Origin of the sequence: Pseudomonas fontis (assembly GCF_028656955.1) — a bacterium.
Classification (GTDB): domain Bacteria; phylum Pseudomonadota; class Gammaproteobacteria; order Pseudomonadales; family Pseudomonadaceae; genus Aquipseudomonas; species Aquipseudomonas fontis.
The window spans coordinates 20,124-41,880 of sequence record NZ_JAMDGY010000116.1 but is presented as its reverse complement, the minus strand read 5'-3'; the positions used below and the strand labels follow the sequence as shown (position 1 = coordinate 41,880).

The following is a 21,757-nucleotide window of genomic DNA, read 5'->3' as shown; positions in this document are numbered from 1 at the left end:
GACGGTATCTACAACCTCAAAAGATGGACAAAAAAAACCCGGGCTCTGGGGGGGAATCCGGGTTAAGACCATTAGGAGTAAAACAAAGGCGAGCGGTCCATGATCACCTTTATCAGCGCACCACTTGGGGGGATGTGCTGCGCCGACTCCTCAAGTATTGGTCAGGATTGGCGCGATTCCACTGGGTGCTGATCGTTTTTTAAACAGATTTGGAATACGCCGCAGGCTGCTGAGCACTCATCGCTCTGCAATTTTTCTGACCATGGCCAGTGTTGCGTCGATCACGCGGCGTTCTGTATAGAAATGTGGGGAAAAACGCACCCCAGGCCCGCGCGGGATGCAGACCACCTGCGCGGCCTTCAATCGCTGATGAACCTCCGTGTTTTCGACGCCATCAATGCTGAACGAAACGATACCGGCGCGCTTGCCAGCGTCCAGCGGGCTATGCAACCGCACGCCCGGAATCGCCAGCAGGCCGGTGCTCAGCCAGTGCACGCGCTCCTCGATGGCCGCTGCTACCTGGCCGATACCCACTTCTTCGAGCAACGACAGGCTCGCCTCCAGCGCCACGGCGCCGAGCATGTTCGGGCTGCCGCATTCGAAGCGCCGCGCGCTGTGGGCCGGTTCCCAGTGGGTGCGGGTGTAATCGCCCATGTGTTCGAGCATGTGCCAGCCGTATTGGTTGAGCTTGAGCTGTGGGCGCAACTCGGCGCGGCAATAGAAGACGCCCAGTCCCTCGGGGCCGAGCATCCACTTGTGGCCGTCAGCCATGGCGAAGTCGCACTGGTAGGCCTGCACGTCGAAGGGCAGGGCGCCCAACTGCTGGATCGCGTCGATACAGAACAACACGCCGCGCTCGCGGCAACCTTGGCCAAGGCGCGCTAGGTCCAAGCGCAGGCCTGTGGCGAATTGCACCGCACTGATTGCCAGCAGGCGCACTTGCGGCCCGCACGCGGCGAGCAGGGCGCCCTCCGGGTCGTCGCCCTTGAGGCTGACCTGGATGACTTCGACGCCCTGGTCGGCGAGCGCTTCCCAGACGATGCGGTTGGAGGGGAACTCCTCGTCACTGATGACGATCTGCTCGCCCGTTTGCCAGCTCAGGCCGAAGGCGACGAACGACAGCGCCTCGGAAGTATTCTTGACCAGTGCAATGTCATCCGTTGACGGTGCGTTCGTCAGGCGCTGGAGCCGTTCACGCAGGTGCTGCTCCTTGGCCATCCAGTCCGGGTAATCGCGGGCGCCCAGTAAAACGTTCTCTTTGGCAAAGCGCGCCACGGCCTCGCTGGCGCGTTTGGGCCAGGGTGCAACGGCGGCATGGTTCAGGTAGCACAGGCCGCTGGCCTGCTCGAACTCATCATGAAACATAGGCATGGGCGGATGATCCGTGCATTTTGGCGCAAGTTAGGCATAATACCGGGCTTCGATTTTGATCCAGTCCTTCTTATGCAGAAAGAACCTCGTAAGGTCCGTGAGTTTCGTCGCCGTGAGCAAGAAATTCTCGATACCGCGCTAAAGCTGTTTCTCGACCAGGGTGAAGATAGCGTCACCGTCGAGATGATCGCTGATGCAGTCGGTATCGGCAAAGGCACGATCTACAAGCATTTCAAATCCAAGGCGGAGATCTACCTACGCCTGATGCTCGACTACGAGCGCGATTTGAACGAATTGCTGCACTCTGCCGATGTCGATCGTGACAAGGAAGCCCTGTCGCGTGCCTACTTCGAATTCCGCATGCGTGACCCGCAGCGCTACCGGCTCTTCGACCGTCTCGAAGAGAAGGTGGTCAAGGGCCAGCAGGTGCCGGAAATGGTCGAAGAGCTGCACAAGATCCGCGCGTCCAACTTCGAACGACTGACCCTGCTGATCAAGGGTCGCATCAGCGAAGGCAAGCTCGAAGACGTGCCGCCGTATTTCCACTACTGCGCCGCCTGGGCGTTGGTACACGGCGCTGTGGCTCTGTACCACTCGCCATTCTGGAGCAACGTGCTGGAAGATCAGGAAGGCTTCTTCCAATTCCTGATGGATATCGGCGTGCGCATGGGCAACAAGCGCAAGCGTGACCCGGAACCGTCCTCCAACTGATAGCTGAATGTCGTTCCAGTGCTATGGGGCGATGACGGTCAGGAATATACTCAGGTATGAGGCTTGTAAAAACTTGATTTTTGAGTCAAGTTTTGCGAGCCGAATTATCCATGCCGGAGTGCTTCATGATCGTCGACCGCCAGGGCAGACGTTTTCGCAATTTGCGTGTCAGCCTCACTGCTGCTTGTAACTACGCCTGCACCTACTGTGTGCCGGACGGCAAGCGGCTGGTCGCTGCCCAGGATGAGCTCAGTGCCGAGGCCATGGCGCGCGGCGTGGCCTACCTGATCGAGGCTGCCGGCATCGAGCGCCTGCGCATCACCGGCGGTGAGCCGCTGGTCAGCCCCAAGCTCGAAACCTTCCTTGCTTCAGTCTCAACGCTCGGCCTGGACGATATCAGCCTGACCACCAACGGCCAGTTGCTCTCGCGCAAGCTGCCAGTGCTGCAGGCGGCGGGCATTCGCCGGCTCAATGTGTCGCTCGATACAATGGACGCAGAGGCGTTTCGCGGTATCGCTCGCGGCGGCGACCTGCGCAGTGTGCTGATGGGCATGGAGCAGGCCAGCCAAGCCGGCATGAAGATCAAGGTCAACATGGTCCCGTTGCGCGGGCAGAACCTTGATCAGGTCATGCCGCTGCTCGACTACTGCCTTGAGCGGGGCTACGAGTTGCGCTTCATCGAGCTGATGCGCATGGGGCACCTGGCCCGCGACAGCAATTCATTCCTCCAGCAGTTTGTCAGCCTTGATGAGTTGCTGCGCCTGATCGGCGATCACCACGAGTACCTGCAAGCCGATGCGCCGGTGGATGCCACGGCATTGCGCTACCGCATCCCAGGCAAAGGCTTCTTCGGGGTGATCGCCAACGAGAGCGTGCCGTTCTGTCGGACCTGCTCGCGCCTGCGTCTTTCCTCCACCGGCTGGCTGCATGGCTGCCTGTCTTCGAGTAACCGCCATTACGTCGGCGACTTGCTCGACAAGCCGCGTCATCAGGCGCTGCCAGCGTTGCAGGGGCTGCTGGTCAAGGCCCTGGGCGACAAGCAGGCGGTGGCGTTTTCCGGGGGTGCCACGGTGATGAAAATCATCGGCGGCTGATCCATCGGCAAGCTGGCGCAAAACCTGCATCTGCCGGCTGTTCGCCGGTTTTCCGTCGCCGGCCTCTGGAGGAAAGATGCGTAGCCTGGTTCTGTCGCTGGCACTGTTGGTGCTGGGCGGCTGCATGAATGTCAGTGATATGGGTGATGGCGTGCAGTACCACATGAGTGATGCGGGCCTGCTCGACCACAGCGAAACTCGCCGCTCGATGTCGCTGCGCCTGCAACCCGACTCATTCATTTACATCGGCCAGGGCGCCTTCATGCCACCTGGCGGATCCTATCCGCGCCCGAACGTAGTGGCCGAGGTGGCCTTCAAGGGCTTCGTCGAGTACTTCCCGATGGTGCGCCGGGCGCGTGGGCCGCTGGGGCTGGAACAGGCGCTGGAAGAGGCCCGCTCAGTGGGCGCGCATTACCTGCTGTACACCCGTTTCGCCAAGGCTGACGACCGTATCGGCAATGGCGACGAGTGGTATGACGAGCAGGCAGTGGACCGCCTGGGTATCGATACCGGCACTATTCAGCTGATGCTGATCGAAACCAGCACGCGCTACCTGATCGACACCACGACCATTCGCAGTCGCGGCGGTTTGCTGACGTTCCACGACAACAAGCCGGAAGATTTGCTCGGCCCACCGCTTGAGGATTACGCTCGCAGCCTATTGGGCATGAGTCGCTGAGGAGTGTGAAGATGGCAGGTACCGGCAAGGCCAACGATCTGTTGGCGCAAATTCCCAAGGCGGAAAAAGGCCTGCCACCGGTGCACCTGTGGAATCCGGACTTCTGTGGCGATATCGACATGCGTATCGCCCGCGATGGCACCTGGTTTTATCTGGGTACGCCGATTGGTCGCAAGCCGATGGTCAAGCTGTTCTCCACCATCATTCGCCGCGATGGTGATGATTACTTCCTGATTACCCCGGTGGAGAAGGTCGGCATCAAGGTCGACGATGCGCCGTTCGTCGCCGTTGCCCTGGAAGTACAGGGCGATGGTGAACAGCAACTGCTGCGTTTTACCAGCAATGTCGAGGAGCAGGTCGAGGCCGGCCCCGAGCATCCCCTGCGCTTCGTGATCGATCCGCTCACGGCAGAACCATCACCTTATGTGCACATGCGCACTAACCTGGAAGCGCTGATTCATCGCAATGTCTTCTATCAGCTGGTCGAGCTGGCCGTGGCGCGCGAGATCGATGGCGAGCAGTGGCTGGGAGTTTGGAGTGGCGGGGAATTCTTCCCCATTGGTCACCCGTAGGCCCCGCGTTTTCCGCTGAATTGGCTATTTGTGTGGCGTGAGTTGCGCTCTAACCTGCGCTTACTCCCACATGCCAATGAGGTGCCTGCCCATGAAACCCCGTCTGCTGTCCGGCTTGATGCTGGCGTTTGTCTGTCTGTCCGTCGCCACGCCCCTCTGGGCCCATGGCGAGGAGGGCCAGGAAGCACTCAAGGTGCTGCAGGAGCAGCAGATCAGCAATGCCCCCGGCAAGAAGGTGATCATGCTCACGGTGAGCTACAAGCCGGGCCAGCATTCGTTGGCGCACCAGCATCCGGGAGCGGTGATGGCTTATGTGCTGGAAGGGGCGGTGGTCTCCCAGCTCAAGGGCGAAGAGCCGAAAACCTTCAAGAAAGGCGAATACTGGTACGAGGCGCCGGGTACCGTTCACCTGATGTCGCGCAACGCCAGCAATACCCAGCCGGCACGCCTGTTGGTGTGGGGCCTGGTCGATGAGCCGCAGCCGCTGACCGAACCTTACAAGCCCTGATTTTTCCAGCCGGAAACGAAAAAGCCTCCAGTGCTTGCGCAACTGGAGGCTTTTTCAGATGTTTGGCTCCGCGACCAGGACTCGAACCTGGGACCCAATGATTAACAGTCATTTGCTCTACCGACTGAGCTATCGCGGAATCTGTGGCGTATCTTACTGATTGCTAAGGGGAAGTCAAGCCTCCCCCGAGCAATTCACGCTTACAGGACTTCGATGATCGCGTTGGTCACGACTTCGATGTTGTTCTGGTTCAGCGAAGCCACGCAGATGCGGCCGGTGTCCAGTGCATAGATACCGAACTCGTTCTTCAGACGGGCAACCTGCTCAACGCTCAGGCCCGAGTAGGAGAACATCCCGCGCTGGCGACCGACGAAGCTGAAGTCGGCCTTGGCGCCCAGCAGGTCAACCATCTGGTTGCGCATGCCGCGAATGCGCTGGCGCATCTCGGCCAGTTCGGTTTCCCACATGTCGCGCAGCTCAGGGCTGTTCAGCACGGTGGCGACGATGGTCGCGCCGTGAGTCGGCGGGTTGGAGTAGTTGGTGCGGATCACGCGCTTGACCTGCGACAGCACGCGCACGCTTTCTTCCTTCGACGCGGTGACGATGGACAGGGCACCGACGCGCTCGCCGTACAGCGAGAAGGATTTGGAGAACGAGCTGGACACGAAGAAGTCCAGGCCCGATTCGGCGAACAGGCGCACAGCAGCGGCGTCTTCGTCGATGCCGGCACCGAAGCCCTGGTACGCCATGTCGAGGAACGGAATGTGCCCCTTGGCCTTGATCGCTTCCAGCACGTTGCCCCAGTCTTCAGGGCTGAGGTCGACGCCAGTCGGGTTGTGGCAGCAGGCGTGCAGTACGATGATCGAGCCGGACGGCAGGGCGTTCAGGTCTTCGAGCATGCCGCTGCGGTTGACGTCGTGGGTGGCGGCGTCGTAATAGCGATAGTTCTGTACCGGGAAACCAGCGGTTTCGAACAGCGCGCGGTGGTTTTCCCAGCTCGGGTCGCTGATGGCGACGACGGCATTGGGCGACAGCAGCTTGAGGAAGTCGGCACCGATCTTCAGCGCGCCGGTACCGCCGACAGCCTGGGTGGTGATCACGCGGCCAGCGGCCAGCAGAGGGGACTCGGCACCGAACAGCAGCTTCTGCACGGCCTGGTCGTACGCCACGATGCCGTCGATCGGCAGGTAGCCACGGGAGGCGTGCTGGGCTGCACGTTGGGTTTCGGCTTCGATGACCGCACGCAGCAGTGGAATACGCCCTTCTTCGTTGCAGTACACACCTACGCCCAGGTTCACCTTGTGGGTGCGGGTATCGGCGTTGAAAGCTTCGTTGAGGCCCAGAATGGGATCGCGTGGTGCCAGCTCGACAGCGGAAAACAGGCTCATTATTACCTTGGCTCTGAATGGAGAGTGATAGGGGTCGCACGCTCCAGTCGGATGCACTAGAGCGGTGCACAAACGGGGAGTCAGTATAGTGATACCCGTCGGTCACGGCGACAGGCTGTCGCAGCTTTTCCTGCTGTTTGGCCGAATATTTTTCGACCGTTAGTCGATTCGGCGGGTCAACCGAGGGGAAATGTCGCGGTGTTGGCCTTGAAACTGGCGCTGGGCGCCTAAAATTGGGTATAACTACTGTCTATAAATACAGTTGCTTGTATCCGCTTACTCGCAGGGGTTTGTCATGTCCGAGTTTCAGCTCGTTACCCGCTTCCAGCCGGCTGGCGATCAGCCCGAGGCCATTCGCCAGATGGTCGAAGGCATCGAGGCGGGGTTGGCACACCAGACCCTGCTCGGGGTGACCGGTTCGGGCAAGACCTTCAGCATCGCCAACGTGATTGCCCAGGTGCAGCGGCCGACCCTGGTGCTGGCGCCGAACAAGACGTTGGCGGCGCAGTTGTACGGCGAGTTCAAGTCGTTCTTCCCGAACAATGCGGTGGAATACTTCGTCTCCTACTACGACTACTACCAGCCGGAAGCCTACGTACCCTCGTCCGATACCTTCATCGAGAAGGACGCCTCGATCAACGACCATATCGAGCAGATGCGCCTGTCGGCCACCAAGGCGCTGCTTGAGCGGCGTGACGCGATCATCGTCACCACGGTGTCGTGCATCTATGGCCTGGGCAGCCCGGAAACCTACCTGAAGATGGTCCTGCACGTGGACCGTGGCGACAAGCTCGACCAGCGCGCACTGCTGCGCCGCCTGGCTGACTTGCAGTACACCCGCAACGAGATGGACTTTGCCCGCTCGACCTTCCGGGTGCGGGGCGACGTGATCGACATCTTCCCCGCCGAATCCGATCTGGAAGCCATCCGGATCGAGTTGTTTGACGACGAAGTGGAGAATATCGCTGCGTTCGACCCGCTGACCGGCGAGGTGATCCGCAAGCTGCCGCGTTTCACCTTCTACCCCAAGAGCCACTACGTCACGCCGCGCGAGACGCTGCTTGAGGCGGTCGAGGGCATCAAGGTCGAGTTGCAGGAGCGTCTGGAATACCTGCACAAGGCCAACAAGCTGGTGGAGGCCCAGCGCCTGGAGCAGCGCACCCGTTTTGATTTGGAGATGATTCTCGAGCTGGGCTACTGCAACGGCATCGAAAACTACTCGCGTTACCTCTCCGGGCGCCCGGCGGGTGCTGCGCCGCCCACCTTGTATGACTATTTGCCGGCAGATTCGCTGCTGGTCATCGATGAATCCCACGTCAGCGTTCCGCAGGTCGGGGCGATGTACAAGGGCGATCGCTCACGTAAAGAAACCCTGGTGGAATACGGCTTCCGCCTGCCCTCGGCACTGGACAACCGGCCAATGCGCTTTGACGAGTGGGAGGGCGTCAGCCCGCAGACCATATTCGTCTCGGCAACCCCCGGCCCGTACGAAGCCGACCATGCCGGCCGGGTGGTCGAGCAGGTGGTGCGGCCTACCGGGCTGGTCGACCCGCAGATCGAGGTGCGCCCGGCGACCACCCAGGTCGATGACTTGCTGTCCGAGATCCACAAGCGCGCGGCAATCGAGGAGCGAGTGCTGGTCACCACCTTGACCAAGCGCATGGCCGAAGACTTGACCGACTACCTGGCCGATCACGATGTGCGCGTGCGTTACCTGCACTCGGACATCGACACCGTGGAGCGGGTGGAGATCATTCGTGACCTGCGCCTGGGCGTGTTCGACGTGCTGGTGGGGATCAACCTGCTGCGTGAAGGGTTGGACATGCCGGAGGTGTCGCTGGTGGCGATTCTGGATGCCGACAAGGAGGGCTTCCTGCGCTCGGAGCGTTCGTTGATCCAGACCATTGGTCGGGCGGCGCGTAACCTCAATGGTCGAGCGATTCTGTATGCCGACCGGATGACCGGCTCCATGGAGCGGGCCATTGGCGAGACCGAGCGTCGGCGCGACAAGCAGATCGCCTTCAACGCTGCCAACGGCATCGTGCCCAAGGGTGTGGTCAAGGATGTCACCGACATCATGGAAGGCGCCACGGTGCCCGGCTCGCGCAGCAAGAAGCGCAAGGGCATGGCCAAGGCGGCGGAGGAGAGCGCGCGGTACGAAGCCGAGCTGCGCTCACCGGCGGAGGTCACCAAGCGCATCAAGCAACTGGAGGAGAAGATGTATCAGTTGGCGCGGGACTTGGAATTCGAGGCGGCTGCGCAGTTGCGTGACGAGATTACCCAGTTGCGTGAGCGCCTGCTGACCCTTTGAGGTGTAGCCGCTGCCGTCAGGCTGCGCTCGCCTGCATGGCAGGCGCCGCTTTTGGGACCCCTGACGGGCTCCAGCGCAGCCTGTCGGCAGCGGCTACAAAAGTTGTGCAAGAGGCACCTCAGTCAATGTGCCTCACCTGCCTTGAGCCCCTGCGGCAATTTCTTGGTCAGCATCACCGCCACCATGCTGATCGCCAGCCCGATACCGACAAAGTGGAAGGCATCGTTGTAGGCCATGATCATCGCCTGCTGGTGGGTAATCTCGCTTAGCTTGCCCAGCGCCGCCGTCTCACTGCCCAACTTCTCCGCCAGCAGCGCTATGCGCTCCGCCACCTGCGGGTTGGTGGGCACGATGGATTCACGCAGGTAATCGAAATACACCTTGCCCCGGGCATCCAGCAACGTTGCCAGCAGCGCAATGCCGATGGCGCCACCCAGGTTGCGCAGGATATTGAACAGGCTCGACGCCGACCCCGCGTCCTGCGGCTGGATATAGGCCGTGGCAATCAACGAGATGGTCACCATGATCATTGGTTGGCCCAACGCCCGGATGATCTGGATGTGATTGAACTGGGTGCCGGCAAAGTCCGGGTTGAGTACGCCGGAGCTGAAGCTCGCCAGGCCAAACAGGCCGAAACCTACCGCGCAGAGGATTTTCGGTGATATCACCTTCATCAGTTGGGGAATCAGCGGGATCAGGAATAGCTGCGGCACCCCCATCCACATGATCACTTCACCGATCTGCAGGGCGTTGTAGTTCTGGATCTGCGCCAGGTACAGCGGCAACAGATAGATCGAACCATACAACCCGACCCCCATCCCCAGGCTGGCGATGCTTGATAGCCCGAAGTTGCGGTTCTGCAGGATGCGCAGGTTGATCAGCGGGTTGGGTTTGGAGAGCTGCACGATCACGAAGGTGATCAGGCTGATCAGGGCGATGCTGCCCAGGCTGACGATCAGGCTGGATTCCAGCCAGTCCTTGCGGTGGCCTTCTTCAAGGAACACCTGCAAGCAGCCCAGGCCAACGCCCAGGGTGACAATCCCGGTGTAGTCGGTGCTCTTGAGCAGTTCCCAGTGCGCTTCCTTCTTCTCCAGCCCGTACATCAAGCCGGCGATCATGATCAGGCCTGGCGGGATGTTGATGTAGAAGATGTACTCCCAGCCCCAGTTCTCGGTCAGCCAGCCGCCCAGGGTCGGGCCGATGGACGGTGCAAAGGTCGCGGTCATGGCGAACATGGCCATGCCCTTGGCGCGATGGTGCTCGGGCAGCTTGATCAGGGTCAGGGTGAACGCCAGGGGGATCAGCGCGCCGCCGGTAAAGCCCTGCATGGCGCGGAACACGATCATGCTTTCCAGGTTCCAGGCCATGGAGCAGAGCAGGGACGAGAACAGGAAGCCCAGCGACACCCATACCGCCAGGCGCCGCGCTGACAGCAGCTGCACCAGCCAGGCGGTCAGCGGGATCATGATGATCTCGGCCACCAGGTACGAGGTGGAAATCCACGAGCCTTCTTCCAGGGTCGCTGACAGCGCGCCCTGGATATCCTTGAGCGAGGAGTTGGTGATCTGGATGTCCAGCACCGCCATGAAGGCGCCGAGCATCACGCTCATCACCGCGATCCAGTCGCGCCGGGTGGGTTCGCCGGCGGGACGGATCAGTTGATCACCGGCCATCGTCGCGGATATCGATGGTAGCGGTCACCGACATGCCCGGGCGGATCTTGCCGCGCAGCGGGTTGTCGGCGGCGAAAGTCAGCTTGACCGGAATACGCTGCACCACCTTGGTGAAGTTGCCGGTGGCGTTGTCCGGTGGCAGCAGGCTGAATTGCGCGCCGGAGGCGGCGAACAGGCTGTCGACGCGACCTTCGATCGGGGTGTCGGGGTAGCTGTCGAAGAGCAGTTCGGCTTTTTGCCCGGGTTGCATCTTGCCGATCTGGGTTTCCTTGAAGTTGGCCTGAACCCAGATGGCCTGGTCCGGAACGATCGACAGCAGGTAGGCGCCGGCCTGCACATATTGGCCATTGCGTGCTGCGCGCTGGCCGATCATGCCGCTGATCGGTGCGTGGATCTCGCTGCGCGACAGGTTCAGCTCGGCCTGGGCCAGGTCGGTGCGGGCGGTGGCGATCTGCGCGTCGAGGCGCTTGATTTCGGCGCTCAGCGCGTTGACCTGCTGGCGCTGGCCTTGCAGGTCGGCCTGGGCCTTGTTCACTTGTGAGTGGGCAATGTTGTTTTCCGCAGACAGGGTAGTGACCCGCTCCTCGGAAACAAAACCCGGCTTGCGCAGCGCCTGGGCACGGTTCAGGTCCAGTTGCGCACGCCCCTGGGTTGCCTGGCTGGCGGACACCTGGGCCTGGCTGGCGGCAATCAGGCTGGCTTGCTGGGTCAACCGGCTTTCCGCCTGGACGCGTTCCGCTTCACGGGTGGTCAGGGTGGCGCGGGCGCGCTCGACGGCAAACTGGAAGTCGTTGCCTTCCAGGCGCACCAGCAGGTCACCTTTGGCGACATGCTGGTTGTCTTCGACCAGTACTTCATCGATGCGCGCACCCAGTTGGCTGGACACACGGGTGATTTCGCCCTGGACGTAGGCGTTGTCGGTGCTTTCATAGAAGCGCCCCTTGAAGTACCAATGGGCCAGGAAAGACAGGCCGATCAGGGCGACCAGAGTGAAAAAAATCAGTAGGCGACGCTTGAGTTGAGCTGGCATGAGGACGATCGTTCTAAAAATGTAAGCAGATTTAACAAGCTTTGGATCCGCTCGCACAAGGGGTGATCGCGCCCATTACTGGAGCCGGGCGCCTCCACCCTGTTAACATCCAGCCTTTGTTTCATCTCTTGTTCGAGACTCTCATGACCACCGTTCGCACGCGTATCGCGCCTTCGCCTACTGGCGATCCCCATGTTGGCACCGCCTACATCGCCCTGTTCAACTACTGCTTTGCCAAGCAGCACGGCGGCGAGTTCATCCTGCGTATCGAAGACACCGACCAGTTGCGTTCGACCCGCGAGTCCGAGCAGCAGATCTTCGATGCCCTGCGCTGGCTGGGTATCGAATGGAGCGAAGGCCCGGATGTCGGCGGCCCGCACGGCCCTTACCGGCAGAGCGAGCGTGGCGAGATCTACAAGCAGTACGCCCAGCAACTGGTTGACCTGGGCCATGCCTTCCCGTGCTTCTGCACCGCCGAAGAGCTGGACCAGATGCGTGCCGAGCAGATGGCTCGCGGCGAAACCCCGCGGTATGACGGTCGTGCCTTGCTGCTGTCGGCCGAAGAAGTGCAGCGCCGCCTGGCTGCTGGCGAGCCGCACGTTATCCGCATGAAGGTGCCGAGCGAAGGCACTTGCGTGGTGCCTGACCTGCTGCGTGGCGACGTCGAGATCCCGTGGGACCGCATGGACATGCAGGTGCTGATGAAGACCGACGGCCTGCCGACCTACTTCCTGGCCAACGTGGTTGATGACCATTTGATGGGCATCACCCACGTATTGCGTGGCGAAGAGTGGCTGCCATCGGCGCCCAAGCTGATCAAGCTGTATGAATACTTCGGCTGGGAGCAGCCGCAGCTGTGCTACATGCCGCTGTTGCGCAACCCGGACAAGAGCAAACTGTCCAAGCGCAAGAACCCGACCTCGGTGACCTTCTACGAGCGCATGGGCTTCATGCCGGAAGCCATGCTGAACTACCTGGGCCGCATGGGTTGGTCGATGCCGGACGAGCGCGAGAAGTTCTCCCTGGACGAAATGGTCGAGCACTTCGACCTGTCCCGCGTGTCCCTGGGCGGGCCGATCTTCGATATCGAGAAGCTGTCCTGGCTCAATGGCCAGTGGCTGCGTGACCTGCCGGTGGAAGAGTTTGCTGCGCGCGTGCAGAAGTGGGCGTTCAACAGCGACTACATGATGAAAATCGCGCCGCACGTGCAGGGCAGGGTGGAAACCTTCAGCCAGGTCGCACCGTTGGGTGGGTTCTTCTTCGAAGGCGGGCTGAAGCTGGACGCCAAGCTGTTCGAAAGCAAGAAGCTGTCCGGTGACCAGGTGCGTCAGGTGATGCAGTTGATCCTGTGGAAGCTGGAAGGCCTGCGTCAGTGGGAAAAAGAGCGCATCACCGGGGTGATCCAGGCTGTGGTCGAGGCGCTGGAGCTGAAGCTGCGTGATGCCATGCCGCTGATGTTTGCCGCGATCACCGGGCAGGCCAGCTCGGTATCGGTGCTCGATGCGATGGAAATCCTCGGCCCGGACCTGACCCGCTTCCGTCTGCGCCAGGCGCTGGACCTGCTGGGCGGCGTGTCGAAGAAGGAAAACAAGGAGTGGGAGAAGCTGTTGGGCACGATTGCCTGACACTGAAATTTCTGTAGTAGTTGGCCTTGTGGGAGCTGGCCTTGCCAGCGATCAACCGCGCAGCGGTTGCTGTCAGTGCCGGCCTCATCGCCGGCAAAGCCGGCTCCCACAGGGTTTTCGCCCCGGGTTTTGCGGGGTGTTTCCTGCCCAAAGGCGGTAAGTGTTTGTTATCTCGGAAAAAAAATTCGAATTTTGTTGAAAATATATTTGACAGGTTCGTGATCCGATCTTAATATGCGCCCCGTCCACAGCGATGAACGAAACGAAGCGCGAAGCACCCAGCCAAGCGATTCTGTTCAAAGCGACATTGTGGGGCTATAGCTCAGCTGGGAGAGCGCCTGCATGGCATGCAGGAGGTCAGCGGTTCGATCCCGCTTAGCTCCACCAATTTCCAGGTTCGCAGTTGGTTGTAATAACTGCGAACATGATCAAGCCCAAGGCTTGGTCGATTGGTAGAAGGGTTGCGTCCCCTTCGTCTAGTGGCCTAGGACACCGCCCTTTCACGGCGGTAACAGGGGTTCGAGTCCCCTAGGGGACGCCAGTTTTACACATGCGATGTCGAAAGAGGTCGCAGCGTCGCGAGACGAAAAATCCGGGGCTATAGCTCAGCTGGGAGAGCGCCTGCATGGCATGCAGGAGGTCAGCGGTTCGATCCCGCTTAGCTCCACCAATTTTGCCAAGGTTTGTGTAAACAAACCTGCACGAAGGTTTTTGTCCCCTTCGTCTAGTGGCCTAGGACACCGCCCTTTCACGGCGGTAACAGGGGTTCGAGTCCCCTAGGGGACGCCATTTTTACCCGCTTTGCGGGATTTCAAGGCTCATTCGATTATTGAATGAGCCTTTTGTTTTTTCCCCTCCAAAAAGTTTTTTTCCCTTGTCGCGGTATCGGGCAGGGGAAAGTGCTTGCGTTTAAATATTATGAGAATAATATTCCGATCATAATATTTCGGAGGCAAGCCATGAACGACAAGAAAGCCCGGACCCGTGAGCGCATCCTCGATGCGGCCCGCAGCGCGTTGATCCAGCATGGCCCGGCCGAACCCAGCGTCAACCAGGTAATGGGTGCCGCCGGCCTGACGGTTGGCGGTTTCTATGCACACTTCGAAAGCAAGGACGCCCTGATGCTGGAGGCGTTCAGTCAGTTGCTGGGCGAGCGTCGCGGCTTGCTGTCGGAGGTCGACCCGGCACTGGATGGCCAGGCGCGGCGTGCGCTGGTCGCGGCCTTCTACCTGTCGCGCAAGCACCGCGACGCCACTGAGCATGCCTGCCCACTGCCAACTTCCCTGGGCGAAATGACCCGCCTGCCAGACGAGTTCCGCCAGGTACTGGCCGAACACATCGAGTTGATGTCCGCGCAACTGGCCGACAGCCCCGAAGATGCCGACAAGGTGCTGGCTGACCTGGCATTGATGGTGGGCGGCCTGGCCCTGGCCCGCGCGCTGGGTACTGACGACCTTTCTGACCGTGTCTTGCGTGCCGCCAAATCGGCGGTGATCTGACCGCGCGTTTTCCACAGGAGCAAAGCGATGAACACCTTGAGCTGGATTCGTGGCGTTAATGGCACCTTGGGCCACCTGATTCCCGAGCGCGTTGCCCACAAGATGCGCCAGGCCTTCATGACCCCGCGCAACCGGCCGCCGCGCGACTGGGAGCTGCCGTTGCTGGCCAGCGCCGAGCGCATCACCCTGCGCTTTGGCTTGTCGGCGTTGCGCTGGGGGAAGGGGCCTACGGTGTTGCTGATGCATGGTTGGGAAGGGCGGCCGACGCAGTTCGCCAAATTGATCGAAACCCTGGTGGCATCCGGCTACACGGCAGTCTCGCTGGATGGCCCGGCCCATGGGCATTCACCGGGCACGCAGGCCAACGTGGCACAATTTGCCCGTGCGCTGCTGGAGGCGGCAGCGGAGTTGCCACCGCTGAAGGCGGTGATCGGCCACTCCATGGGCGGCGCGAGCGTGTTGCTGGCCTTGCAGTGGGGGTTGCGCGCCGAGGCCGTGGTAAGCATTGCCGCGCCAGCACGTCTGGTCGGCGTCCTGCGCGGTTTCGCCAACCACCTGGGCATGCCGGGGCGGGCGCGCGCGGCGTTCATTCGCCAGATCGAGCGGGATGTCGGCGTTCTGGTGTCGAAGCTTGATGTCACCCGCTATCAGTTGGAGATGCCCGGCCTGATCGTGCATGCCGAGGACGATTGGCTGGTGCCGGCCAGCGAGGCGCGGGTGATTCACGATGCCTGGTTCGACAGTCGTCTGTTGCTGTTGCCTGAGGGCGGGCACCAGCGCGTACTGGCCGACCCGCAACTGGTCGAAGGGGTGATGACGCTGCTGGAGCGCAGTGCATTGCCGGCGCGCCAATCCGCCTGAGCATCCGTTACACTCTGCCCGTTCACCACAATCGGGAGCGGGCATGAGTTGGGATCGGGCAACGCCATTCGTCATCGACCTTCGCGTCGGTGCAGAAGACATCGACGGGCTGGGGCACGCCAATAACGCGGTCTACGTCACCTGGCTGGAGCGCTGCGCCTGGCGCCATTCCCAGCGCCTGGGGCTGGACCTGGCCGAGTATCGGCGCCTGGACCGGGCCATGGCGGTGGTGCGTCACGAAATCGACTACCTGGCCAGCGCCTATGAAGAAGATGAGTTGCAGTTGGCAACCTGGATCGTCGACTGGGATCAACGCCTGAAGATGACCCGGCATTTCCAGCTGGTGCGCCCAAGCGATGGCACCACCTTGCTGCGCGCACAAACCACGTTTGTCTGCATCGAATTGTCCACCGGCAAGCCCAAGCGCATGCCGCCAGAGTTTCTTGAGGGCTATGGCGCCGCCTTGCCGGCCCCGCAGTCGACCTAGAGCCCGGTATGGGCGAGGATCCGCTCGACGATCTCATCCACCGAGGTGCGTGAGGTGTCAAAGCTCAGCGCCGGGTCACGCGGCACTTCATAGTCTGCGCTGATGCCGCTGAAGTCGTTGATCAGGCCGGCCAGCGCCTTGCGGTACAGCCCCTTGGGGTCGCGGGCAATCAGGGTTTGCAGCGGGGCGTGCAGGTACACCTCGTGGAACGGACAGTCGTCGAACAGCGCCCGGGCCAGCGCTCGGTCATGGGCGAACGGCGAAATCAGCGCACTGATCACCACGTTGCCGGTATCGGCCAGAATCCGCGCCACCTCGCTGGCGCGACGTACGCTTTCGGCGCGGTCTGCCGGGCTGAAGCCCAGGTTGCGATTGAGGCCTTGGCGCAGCTTGTCACCATCGAGAATGCAGCTCTGCCGCTGGCGGCGGCTCAAGGCGGCATTCAGGGCCTGGGAAATCGTCGACTTGCCCACCCCGGACACCCCGGTGAACCAGATGATGCTCGGTGGCTGGCGGTAATCTTCGTGCACGTTGCGCTCTTCCATGGCTGGTTGGCTGATCTTCAGGGCCGGTAGCGCAGATTTAGTACGTGGCGCAGCCAAAGTAAAGATCATCCTTCACATTCGCCCCTTTGTTAAACTGCCGCTTTTTTCGCAGGCCTTCTTTACATGCAAATTGCCCTGGCCCCGATGGAGGGGCTGGTCGACAACATCCTGCGCGACGTCCTGACCCGTGTGGGCGGGATCGACTGGTGTGTCACCGAGTTCATCCGCATCAATGACCGCCTGCTGCCGCCGGGCGAGTTCTACAAGCTCGCCCCGGAGCTGCGCCATGGTGCGCAAACAGCCGCTGGCGTGCCGATGCGTGTGCAATTGCTCGGTTCCGACCCGGTCTGCCTGGCCGAAAACGCCGTGTTGGCCTGCGAGCTGGGTGCACCGGTGATCGACCTGAACTTCGGTTGCCCGGCCAAGACGGTGAACAAGTCCCGGGGTGGCGCTGTGCTGCTGAAGGAGCCCGAGTTGCTCCATGCCATCTTGCGTGAGGTGCGCCGTGCGGTGCCTGCGCATATTCCGGTTACCGCCAAGATGCGCCTGGGCTTCGATAGCCCGGACGGCGCCATGGACTGCGCGCTGGCGCTGGCCGAAGGTGGCGCCGAGCAACTGGTGGTGCACGCGCGCACCAAGGTCGAAGGCTACAAGCCGCCGGCGCATTGGGAGTGGGTGGCGCGAGTGCAGGACGTGGTCAAGGTGCCGGTGTTCGCCAACGGCGAGGTGTGGACGCTGGAAGACTGGCGGCGTTGCCGCGAAGTCAGTGGCGTGGAAGACATCATGCTTGGTCGCGGGCTGGTCTCGCGCCCTGATCTGGCCCGGCAGATCGCGGCCGTGCGCGATGGCGTGGAGTTCGTGCCGCTGGACTGGCAGGGCTTGTTGCCACTGATCCAGGAGTTCTGGTCCCAGGCCCGCGCGGAGCTGACCCCGCGTGCTGCGCCGGGGCGCCTGAAGCAATGGGTGGCCATGCTCACGCGCACCTACCCAGAGGCGACTGCGCTGTTTACCGAGCTGCGCCGGGAGACCGATTGCGACCGGGTTGGGCAGTTGATCGGCGTGCCGGTGCCCGAGGCGGCTTGAGGGCGCCATCGCGGGGCCAGCCCGCTCCCACAGGGTTTGACCTGGCACCTGTGGGAGTGGTCTGGTCCCGCGATGCGCTCAATAGTCCGCTGGCGCCTGCAACAGCATCGCGCGGAACTCATTGAGTGGCAGCGGCCGGCTGTGCAGGTACCCTTGATACAAATGGCACCCCAGCCGTTCGAGGAACTCCAGCTGCTCGGTCTGCTCCACCCCCTCGGCAATCACCGTCAGATCCAGGCTGCGCGCCATTGCCACAATTGCCCGGACAATCTCCGCATCATTCGGGTCCAACGGCGCATCGCGCACAAATGACTGGTCGATCTTCAGCGCGTCAACCGGCAAGCGCTTGAGGTAGGTCAGCGACGAATACCCGGTACCGAAATCGTCCATCGCAAAACTTACCCCGAACGCTTTCAGCTCACGCATCTTGCTGATGGTGTCCTCCAGGTTCTGGATCACGATGCCTTCGGTAATCTCCAGCTTGAGCATCTGGTAGGGCAGGCGATAGTCCTCCAGGCTGCGCCGCACCCGTTCGACGAAGTCGTTCTGGCGGAACTGCCGAGGGCTGATGTTCACGCACAGGCTGAAATCTTCGGCATCGATCAGCCCGTCCTGCAACATGCGCGAGCAGGCATCGCAGGCTTCGTCGAGAATCCAGCTGCCGACTTCCAGGATCATCCCGCTTTCTTCCAACACTTGAATGAACTGCGCCGGTGGCTGCTGCCCAAGTTGCGGGTGGTGCCAGCGCAGCAGCACCTCGGCGCCGACAATGCGGTTGTCGCGGGCATCGACTTGCGGCTGGAAGTGCAACGACAGCTCGCCGCGGGCCAGTGCCAGGCGCAGGTCGCTTTCCATGCGCAGCCGCTCGCTGGCGGCCTTCTGCATGGTGGTATGGAACAGCTGCGTGGTGTTGCGCCCGGAATCCTTGGCGCGGTACAGCGCGATGTCTGCGCGCTTGAGCAGGTCGGCGGGGGTCGAGCCGTGGTCTGGAATCAGCGCCACGCCAATGCTCGGCGTCACCTGCAGGCGCTGGCCATCCAGCGAGATGGGCTCGGCGAGCAGTTCGCGCAAGGTATCGGCCAACTCGCGGACCTTGGCGGTGACGTCCTCGCGGCTGCCCTCCAGGCCGCTGAGCAGCACCACGAACTCGTCCCCGCCGAGTCGCGCGACAGTGTCTTCCATGCGCACGCTGGCTTCCAGGCGCGCGGTGATGATCTTCAGCACGGTATCGCCGACCGGGTGGCCGAGCGAGTCGTTGATGTGCTTGAAGTGGTCCAGGTCGAGGAACAGAAGCGCGCCGCGCAGGTTGTGGCGTTTGAGCAGGGCGATCTGCTGGCTCAGGCGATCCATCAGCAGCGCGCGGTTGGGCAGGTTGGTCAGTGGGTCGTGGTAGGCCAGGTGGCGGATCTGCGCCTGGGCGTTTTTCAGCTGGCTGACATCACGGGCAGTGAGCAACAGGCAGTCGGTCTCGTTGAGGGTGATCGGCTCGACCGACACCTCCACGGTGAGGATGTCGCCCTGCTTGTTGCGCCCGAGCATTTCCCGGTGGTGGATGCGCCCGCGCTCCTGTACCTCGGCCAGCAGCAGGACGTGCTGCTTGTCGTCGGCCCACAGGCCGACATCGCGGGCGCTGAGGCCTACCACTTCGCTGGCGCTGTAGCCGGTCAGGCGGCAGAAGCCATCGTTGACCTCCAGGTAGCGGCCGCTGTCGCGCTCGGTGATGGTGATGGCGTCGGGGCTGGCGTGGAAGGCCATGGCGAACTTCTCTTCACTGGCCTTCAGTGCCGCTTCCGCACGCTGCTGCTGGGTAATGTCGCGCAGCGTGGTGACGCTGCAGGTCTGGTTGTCGACCTTGATCAGGCGGCTGGAAATTACGCAGGTCAGCGGCAGGCCATCCTGATGGTTGACCACTACCGCCACGTTGTTCAGCGCCTGGTCGCGGATCACCTGCTCGATGCGCCGTGCGCGCTCGGCAGACTCGGCCCACAGGCCGATTTCCTCGGCGGTGCGGTTGAGCACCTGCTCGGCGGTCCAACCGAAGGTCTGGGTGAAGGCCGGGTTGATCTCGATGAACTGCCCGGTTTCCTGGCGCGTTACGCAGATCGGGTCGGGGCTGACCTGGAACAGGCTGGCGAATTTCTCTTCCGAGCTGGTCAGGCGCTGTTCGCGTTCAACCTGGTCGGTGATGTCCAGCAAGGTGCCGGCCATGCGCAGCGGGTTGCCGCTCTCGTCGCGGTACAGGCGGGCGCGGCTTTCTATATAGCGCGAGGTGCCGTTTTCCAGCTGGATGCGGTAGGTGATCTGGTAATTGCCCGCCGGCCCTTCACGCAGGCTGCGGTAGGCCTGGCGCATGCTGCTGCGTTCCTGCTCGGGCACGCCTTCGAAAAAGGCTTCGAACGATTCATGGAAGGGCACCGGGTCCAGGCCGTGCAATTGTGCGGCGCGGGCCGAGCCATAGAGCATGCCGCTGGGGATATGCCAGTCCCAGGTGCCCAGTTGCGCGGAGTCCAGGGCCAGGTCCAGGCGTTCCTGGCTGTCCTTGAGCGCCTGCTCGGCGCGTTTGCGTTCGCTGGTGTCGATAAAGGTGCTGAGCAGGTAGGCGACGCCTTCAAGCTCGATGCTCTGGGTGCACAGGATGCCATCGTGGATTTGCCCGCTGCTGGCGCGAAACTGCACCTCCAGGGTGATCGGGCTGTTGCTGCCACGGGTGGCCTCGAGCACCTGCTGGCGCTGCTGGGGGTTGACCCACAGGCCCAGCTCCAGGGTGGTCTTGTCGGTGATCTGGCCGGCCGGCCAACCGAGGATGTTTTCGAAGTGCTGGTTGACTTCGTAGATCATCCCGTCGGCCCGGCGGGTCAGCAGGATCACGTTCGGCGACAGGTGGAAGAGGGTGGCAAAGCGCTTTTCCGAGTTGATCAGCGCCGTTTCACGCTCGCGCTGGCGGGTGATTTCACGGATCACCCCGATCATCTGCGGGCGGCCGTGGCGGTCCTTGCTCATGCTGCCGTTGATTTCCAGCCAGTGCAGGCTGCCGTCGGGCCAGCGGATGCGGTGGCGCAGCGCCTGTTCCACCGGCTCGCCATTGAGCACGGCGTTGAACGCCTGCAAGGTCCGCGCGCGGTCTTCCATGGGTAACAGGTCGAGGTAGTCGAGGTCATTGGGCAGCGGCTGCTGCGGGTCGAAACCGAACAGCGCCTGGGTGCCGCGCGACCAACTGATCCGCCCGGTCTCGACGTCCCAGAACCAGGCACCCAGGCGCGCGCCATTCAGGGCCGCCAACAGTTGCGGTGCGTTTTCCCAGGTTTGCTCCGATTCCTGGGGGTCCGCCGCGTGGATACGGGGCAGACGCGGAAAACGGTTTGCTGATTTGGGCATCGATACCAGACCTTTGGCGGGTAACATCCTTGGGGCGGGCCGTCCAGATCGCGGGGCGGGCCTACTGTTCTCTCGCATGGCTGTCGAGCAGTGCCATAAAGGCTCTGGCCGCGTTCGATAACGTTCGTTCCGTGTGCAGAATGTAGCCTAGCTGGCGGGACAGCTGAATGCCCGGCAAGCCGATGGGTGCAACCTGATCATCGAGCATAGTCCGTGGCAGCACACTCCATGCAAGTCCGATGGACACCATCATCTTGATGGTTTCCAGATAATTGGTACTCATGGCGATGTTCGGCGTCAGGCCCTGGGCTTCGAACAGACGCTGGACGATATGGTGGGTAAAGGTGTTGCCGCCGGGGAACACCGCCGGGTGATGGCCGATATCCGCCAGGCTCACTGCACCATTGCGGGCCAGGGGATGCTCCGGGGCGACGACGAAATCCAGCGGGTCATCCCACACCGGCACCGCACGGATCAGGTGGTGCGGCTCCGGGGCCAGGGTTATCACGGCGATTTCTGCGCGGCCGTGGAGGATTTCTTCGTAGGCCACTTCCGAGTCGAGGAACTGGATGTCCAGCGCCACCGCCGGGTATTGCCGGGTAAACGCCCGCAGCAAAGGGGGCAGGCGGTGCAGGCCGATGTGGTGGCTGGTGGCCAGGGTCAAGCGGCCGCTGACCTCGCCGGTCAGGTTGGTCAGGGCCCGGCGGGTGTCGTCCAGCACGTTGATGATCTGGTAGGCGCGCGGCAACAAGGCGCGCCCGGCCTCGGTCAGGCTGACCTCGCGACCCAGGCGATCGAACAACCGTACGTCGAGTTGTTGCTCCAGGCCGGCGATGCGCTTGCTGATGGCCGGCTGGGTCAGGTGCAGGCGCTCACCCGCGCCGGAGAAGCTTCCCGTCTCGGCAATCGCAATAAAAGCATTGAGGTTGGCCAGGTCCACAGCTT

The 21,757-nt window shown here is 62.1% G+C and carries 19 protein-coding genes and 5 tRNA genes; 16 read left to right on the top strand and 8 right to left on the bottom strand.

All coding sequences use genetic code 11. From position 1 onward, the window contains the following. Nucleotides 1-203 (top strand): hypothetical protein (locus M5G11_RS25915; RefSeq protein ID WP_273914106.1); only part of this gene is annotated, 203 nt, incomplete at its 5' end. Between the two features lie 34 nt (nucleotides 204-237). Here the strand turns inward: M5G11_RS25915 and M5G11_RS25910 are convergent. Continuing rightward, complete coding sequence (locus tag M5G11_RS25910; RefSeq protein ID WP_273914107.1) at nucleotides 238-1,371, bottom strand: aminotransferase class V-fold PLP-dependent enzyme; 1,134 nt, start codon at nucleotides 1,369-1,371, stop codon at nucleotides 238-240. 72 nt (nucleotides 1,372-1,443) lie between these two features. Here M5G11_RS25910 and M5G11_RS25905 point away from each other — a divergent pair, with 72 nt between their 5' ends. The 5 genes from M5G11_RS25905 to M5G11_RS25885 all read left to right on the top strand — a co-directional run bounded on the left by M5G11_RS25905 (nucleotide 1,444) and on the right by M5G11_RS25885 (nucleotide 4,935). Further along, nucleotides 1,444-2,082 carry a TetR/AcrR family transcriptional regulator gene (locus M5G11_RS25905; protein ID WP_273914108.1) on the top strand — a complete coding sequence of 213 codons (639 nt, stop codon included), beginning with the start codon at nucleotides 1,444-1,446 and terminating at the stop codon, nucleotides 2,080-2,082. 125 nt (nucleotides 2,083-2,207) lie between these two features. Then, nucleotides 2,208-3,176, top strand: coding sequence for a GTP 3',8-cyclase MoaA (locus tag M5G11_RS25900; protein ID WP_273914109.1), 969 nt, complete (start codon nucleotides 2,208-2,210; stop codon nucleotides 3,174-3,176). A 76-nt stretch (nucleotides 3,177-3,252) separates the two neighbouring features. Then, nucleotides 3,253-3,855 carry a DUF4823 domain-containing protein gene (locus M5G11_RS25895; protein ID WP_273914110.1) on the top strand — a complete coding sequence of 201 codons (603 nt, stop codon included), beginning with the start codon at nucleotides 3,253-3,255 and terminating at the stop codon, nucleotides 3,853-3,855. 11 nt (nucleotides 3,856-3,866) lie between these two features. Then, nucleotides 3,867-4,427: a DUF1285 domain-containing protein gene (locus tag M5G11_RS25890; protein WP_273914111.1), complete on the top strand. Its 561-nt coding sequence runs from the start codon at nucleotides 3,867-3,869 to the stop codon at nucleotides 4,425-4,427. Between the two features lie 91 nt (nucleotides 4,428-4,518). Continuing rightward, the gene (locus M5G11_RS25885; protein ID WP_273914112.1) at nucleotides 4,519-4,935 is read left to right on the top strand and encodes a cupin domain-containing protein; all 417 of its coding nucleotides are present in this window, start codon (nucleotides 4,519-4,521) and stop codon (nucleotides 4,933-4,935) included. Nucleotides 4,936-4,998: 63 nt separating this feature from the next. Here the strand turns inward: M5G11_RS25885 and M5G11_RS25880 are convergent. Further along, nucleotides 4,999-5,074: transfer RNA gene (locus M5G11_RS25880), tRNA-Asn, on the bottom strand. A 61-nt stretch (nucleotides 5,075-5,135) separates the two neighbouring features. Then, nucleotides 5,136-6,323 (bottom strand): amino acid aminotransferase, encoded by a 1,188-nt coding sequence (locus tag M5G11_RS25875; RefSeq protein WP_273914113.1) that lies wholly within the window; start codon nucleotides 6,321-6,323, stop codon nucleotides 5,136-5,138. Nucleotides 6,324-6,618: 295 nt separating this feature from the next. Between M5G11_RS25875 and uvrB the strand changes: the two genes are divergently transcribed. Beyond that, entirely contained in the window at nucleotides 6,619-8,634 is a 2,016-nt protein-coding gene (gene uvrB / locus M5G11_RS25870; RefSeq protein ID WP_273914114.1) for an excinuclease ABC subunit UvrB, read from the top strand. Nucleotides 8,635-8,756: 122 nt separating this feature from the next. Here uvrB and M5G11_RS25865 read toward each other — a convergent pair whose 3' ends face one another. Next, nucleotides 8,757-10,307, bottom strand: coding sequence for a DHA2 family efflux MFS transporter permease subunit (locus M5G11_RS25865; RefSeq protein WP_476453916.1), 1,551 nt, complete (start codon nucleotides 10,305-10,307; stop codon nucleotides 8,757-8,759). Beyond that, nucleotides 10,297-11,337, bottom strand: a complete 1,041-nt coding sequence (locus tag M5G11_RS25860; RefSeq protein WP_273912290.1) for an HlyD family secretion protein — start codon at nucleotides 11,335-11,337, stop codon at nucleotides 10,297-10,299. The genes M5G11_RS25865 and M5G11_RS25860 overlap by 11 nt, the downstream gene beginning before the upstream one ends. A gap of 143 nt (nucleotides 11,338-11,480) precedes the next feature. On the opposite strand from M5G11_RS25860, the gene gltX reads away from it, so the two are divergent. From gltX to M5G11_RS25820, 8 genes are all read left to right on the top strand, one after another. Further along, on the top strand, nucleotides 11,481-12,962 hold the full coding sequence (gltX, locus tag M5G11_RS25855) for a glutamate--tRNA ligase (protein ID WP_273912291.1): 1,482 nt from the start codon (nucleotides 11,481-11,483) through the stop codon (nucleotides 12,960-12,962). A 311-nt stretch (nucleotides 12,963-13,273) separates the two neighbouring features. Continuing rightward, a tRNA-Ala gene (locus tag M5G11_RS25850) sits at nucleotides 13,274-13,349 on the top strand. 78 nt (nucleotides 13,350-13,427) lie between these two features. Beyond that, a tRNA-Glu gene (locus M5G11_RS25845) sits at nucleotides 13,428-13,503 on the top strand. 53 nt (nucleotides 13,504-13,556) lie between these two features. Then, nucleotides 13,557-13,632, top strand: a tRNA-Ala gene (locus M5G11_RS25840). Between the two features lie 43 nt (nucleotides 13,633-13,675). Beyond that, a tRNA-Glu gene (locus M5G11_RS25835) sits at nucleotides 13,676-13,751 on the top strand. A 170-nt stretch (nucleotides 13,752-13,921) separates the two neighbouring features. After that, nucleotides 13,922-14,461, top strand: a complete 540-nt coding sequence (locus M5G11_RS25830) for a TetR/AcrR family transcriptional regulator (RefSeq protein ID WP_273912292.1) — start codon at nucleotides 13,922-13,924, stop codon at nucleotides 14,459-14,461. A 27-nt stretch (nucleotides 14,462-14,488) separates the two neighbouring features. Next, complete coding sequence (locus M5G11_RS25825; RefSeq protein WP_273912294.1) at nucleotides 14,489-15,322, top strand: alpha/beta fold hydrolase; 834 nt, start codon at nucleotides 14,489-14,491, stop codon at nucleotides 15,320-15,322. Nucleotides 15,323-15,365: 43 nt separating this feature from the next. Beyond that, the gene (locus tag M5G11_RS25820) at nucleotides 15,366-15,809 is read left to right on the top strand and encodes an acyl-CoA thioesterase (protein WP_273912295.1); all 444 of its coding nucleotides are present in this window, start codon (nucleotides 15,366-15,368) and stop codon (nucleotides 15,807-15,809) included. On the opposite strand, the gene cysC is transcribed toward M5G11_RS25820, so the two are convergent. Beyond that, nucleotides 15,806-16,411 (bottom strand): adenylyl-sulfate kinase, encoded by a 606-nt coding sequence (gene cysC, locus M5G11_RS25815; protein WP_273912296.1) that lies wholly within the window; start codon nucleotides 16,409-16,411, stop codon nucleotides 15,806-15,808. The two genes, M5G11_RS25820 and cysC, sit on opposite strands and share 4 nt — an antisense overlap. Before the next feature lie 66 nt (nucleotides 16,412-16,477). Between cysC and M5G11_RS25810 the strand changes: the two genes are divergently transcribed. Continuing rightward, the gene (locus M5G11_RS25810; protein WP_273912297.1) at nucleotides 16,478-17,437 is read left to right on the top strand and encodes a tRNA dihydrouridine synthase; all 960 of its coding nucleotides are present in this window, start codon (nucleotides 16,478-16,480) and stop codon (nucleotides 17,435-17,437) included. Between the two features lie 78 nt (nucleotides 17,438-17,515). On the opposite strand, the gene M5G11_RS25805 is transcribed toward M5G11_RS25810, so the two are convergent. Both M5G11_RS25805 and M5G11_RS25800 read right to left on the bottom strand, forming a co-directional pair. Then, the gene (locus M5G11_RS25805; RefSeq protein WP_273912298.1) at nucleotides 17,516-20,812 is read right to left on the bottom strand and encodes an EAL domain-containing protein; all 3,297 of its coding nucleotides are present in this window, start codon (nucleotides 20,810-20,812) and stop codon (nucleotides 17,516-17,518) included. Between the two features lie 61 nt (nucleotides 20,813-20,873). After that, on the bottom strand, nucleotides 20,874-21,752 hold the full coding sequence (locus M5G11_RS25800; RefSeq protein ID WP_273912299.1) for a LysR family transcriptional regulator: 879 nt from the start codon (nucleotides 21,750-21,752) through the stop codon (nucleotides 20,874-20,876). Between the last annotated feature and the right edge of the window lie 5 nt (nucleotides 21,753-21,757).

Bases quoted from the DNA above. Each gene is read 5' to 3' on its own strand.
- M5G11_RS25810 (WP_273912297.1), top strand. From the start codon at position 16,478: ATGCAAATTGCCCTGGCCCCGATGGAGGGGCTGGTCGACAACATCCTG.
- M5G11_RS25905 (WP_273914108.1), top strand. From the start codon at position 1,444: ATGCAGAAAGAACCTCGTAAGGTCCGTGAGTTTCGTCGCCGTGAGCAA.
- M5G11_RS25805 (WP_273912298.1), bottom strand. From the start codon at position 20,812: ATGCCCAAATCAGCAAACCGTTTTCCGCGTCTGCCCCGTATCCACGCG.
- gltX (WP_273912291.1), top strand. From the start codon at position 11,481: ATGACCACCGTTCGCACGCGTATCGCGCCTTCGCCTACTGGCGATCCC.
- M5G11_RS25875 (WP_273914113.1), bottom strand. From the start codon at position 6,323: ATGAGCCTGTTTTCCGCTGTCGAGCTGGCACCACGCGATCCCATTCTG.
- uvrB (WP_273914114.1), top strand. From the start codon at position 6,619: ATGTCCGAGTTTCAGCTCGTTACCCGCTTCCAGCCGGCTGGCGATCAG.
- M5G11_RS25900 (WP_273914109.1), top strand. From the start codon at position 2,208: ATGATCGTCGACCGCCAGGGCAGACGTTTTCGCAATTTGCGTGTCAGC.
- M5G11_RS25820 (WP_273912295.1), top strand. From the start codon at position 15,366: ATGAGTTGGGATCGGGCAACGCCATTCGTCATCGACCTTCGCGTCGGT.
- M5G11_RS25885 (WP_273914112.1), top strand. From the start codon at position 4,519: ATGAAACCCCGTCTGCTGTCCGGCTTGATGCTGGCGTTTGTCTGTCTG.
- M5G11_RS25895 (WP_273914110.1), top strand. From the start codon at position 3,253: ATGCGTAGCCTGGTTCTGTCGCTGGCACTGTTGGTGCTGGGCGGCTGC.
- M5G11_RS25890 (WP_273914111.1), top strand. From the start codon at position 3,867: ATGGCAGGTACCGGCAAGGCCAACGATCTGTTGGCGCAAATTCCCAAG.
- M5G11_RS25825 (WP_273912294.1), top strand. From the start codon at position 14,489: ATGAACACCTTGAGCTGGATTCGTGGCGTTAATGGCACCTTGGGCCAC.
- M5G11_RS25865 (WP_476453916.1), bottom strand. From the start codon at position 10,307: ATGGCCGGTGATCAACTGATCCGTCCCGCCGGCGAACCCACCCGGCGC.
- M5G11_RS25860 (WP_273912290.1), bottom strand. From the start codon at position 11,337: ATGCCAGCTCAACTCAAGCGTCGCCTACTGATTTTTTTCACTCTGGTC.
- M5G11_RS25830 (WP_273912292.1), top strand. From the start codon at position 13,922: ATGAACGACAAGAAAGCCCGGACCCGTGAGCGCATCCTCGATGCGGCC.
- M5G11_RS25910 (WP_273914107.1), bottom strand. From the start codon at position 1,371: ATGCCTATGTTTCATGATGAGTTCGAGCAGGCCAGCGGCCTGTGCTAC.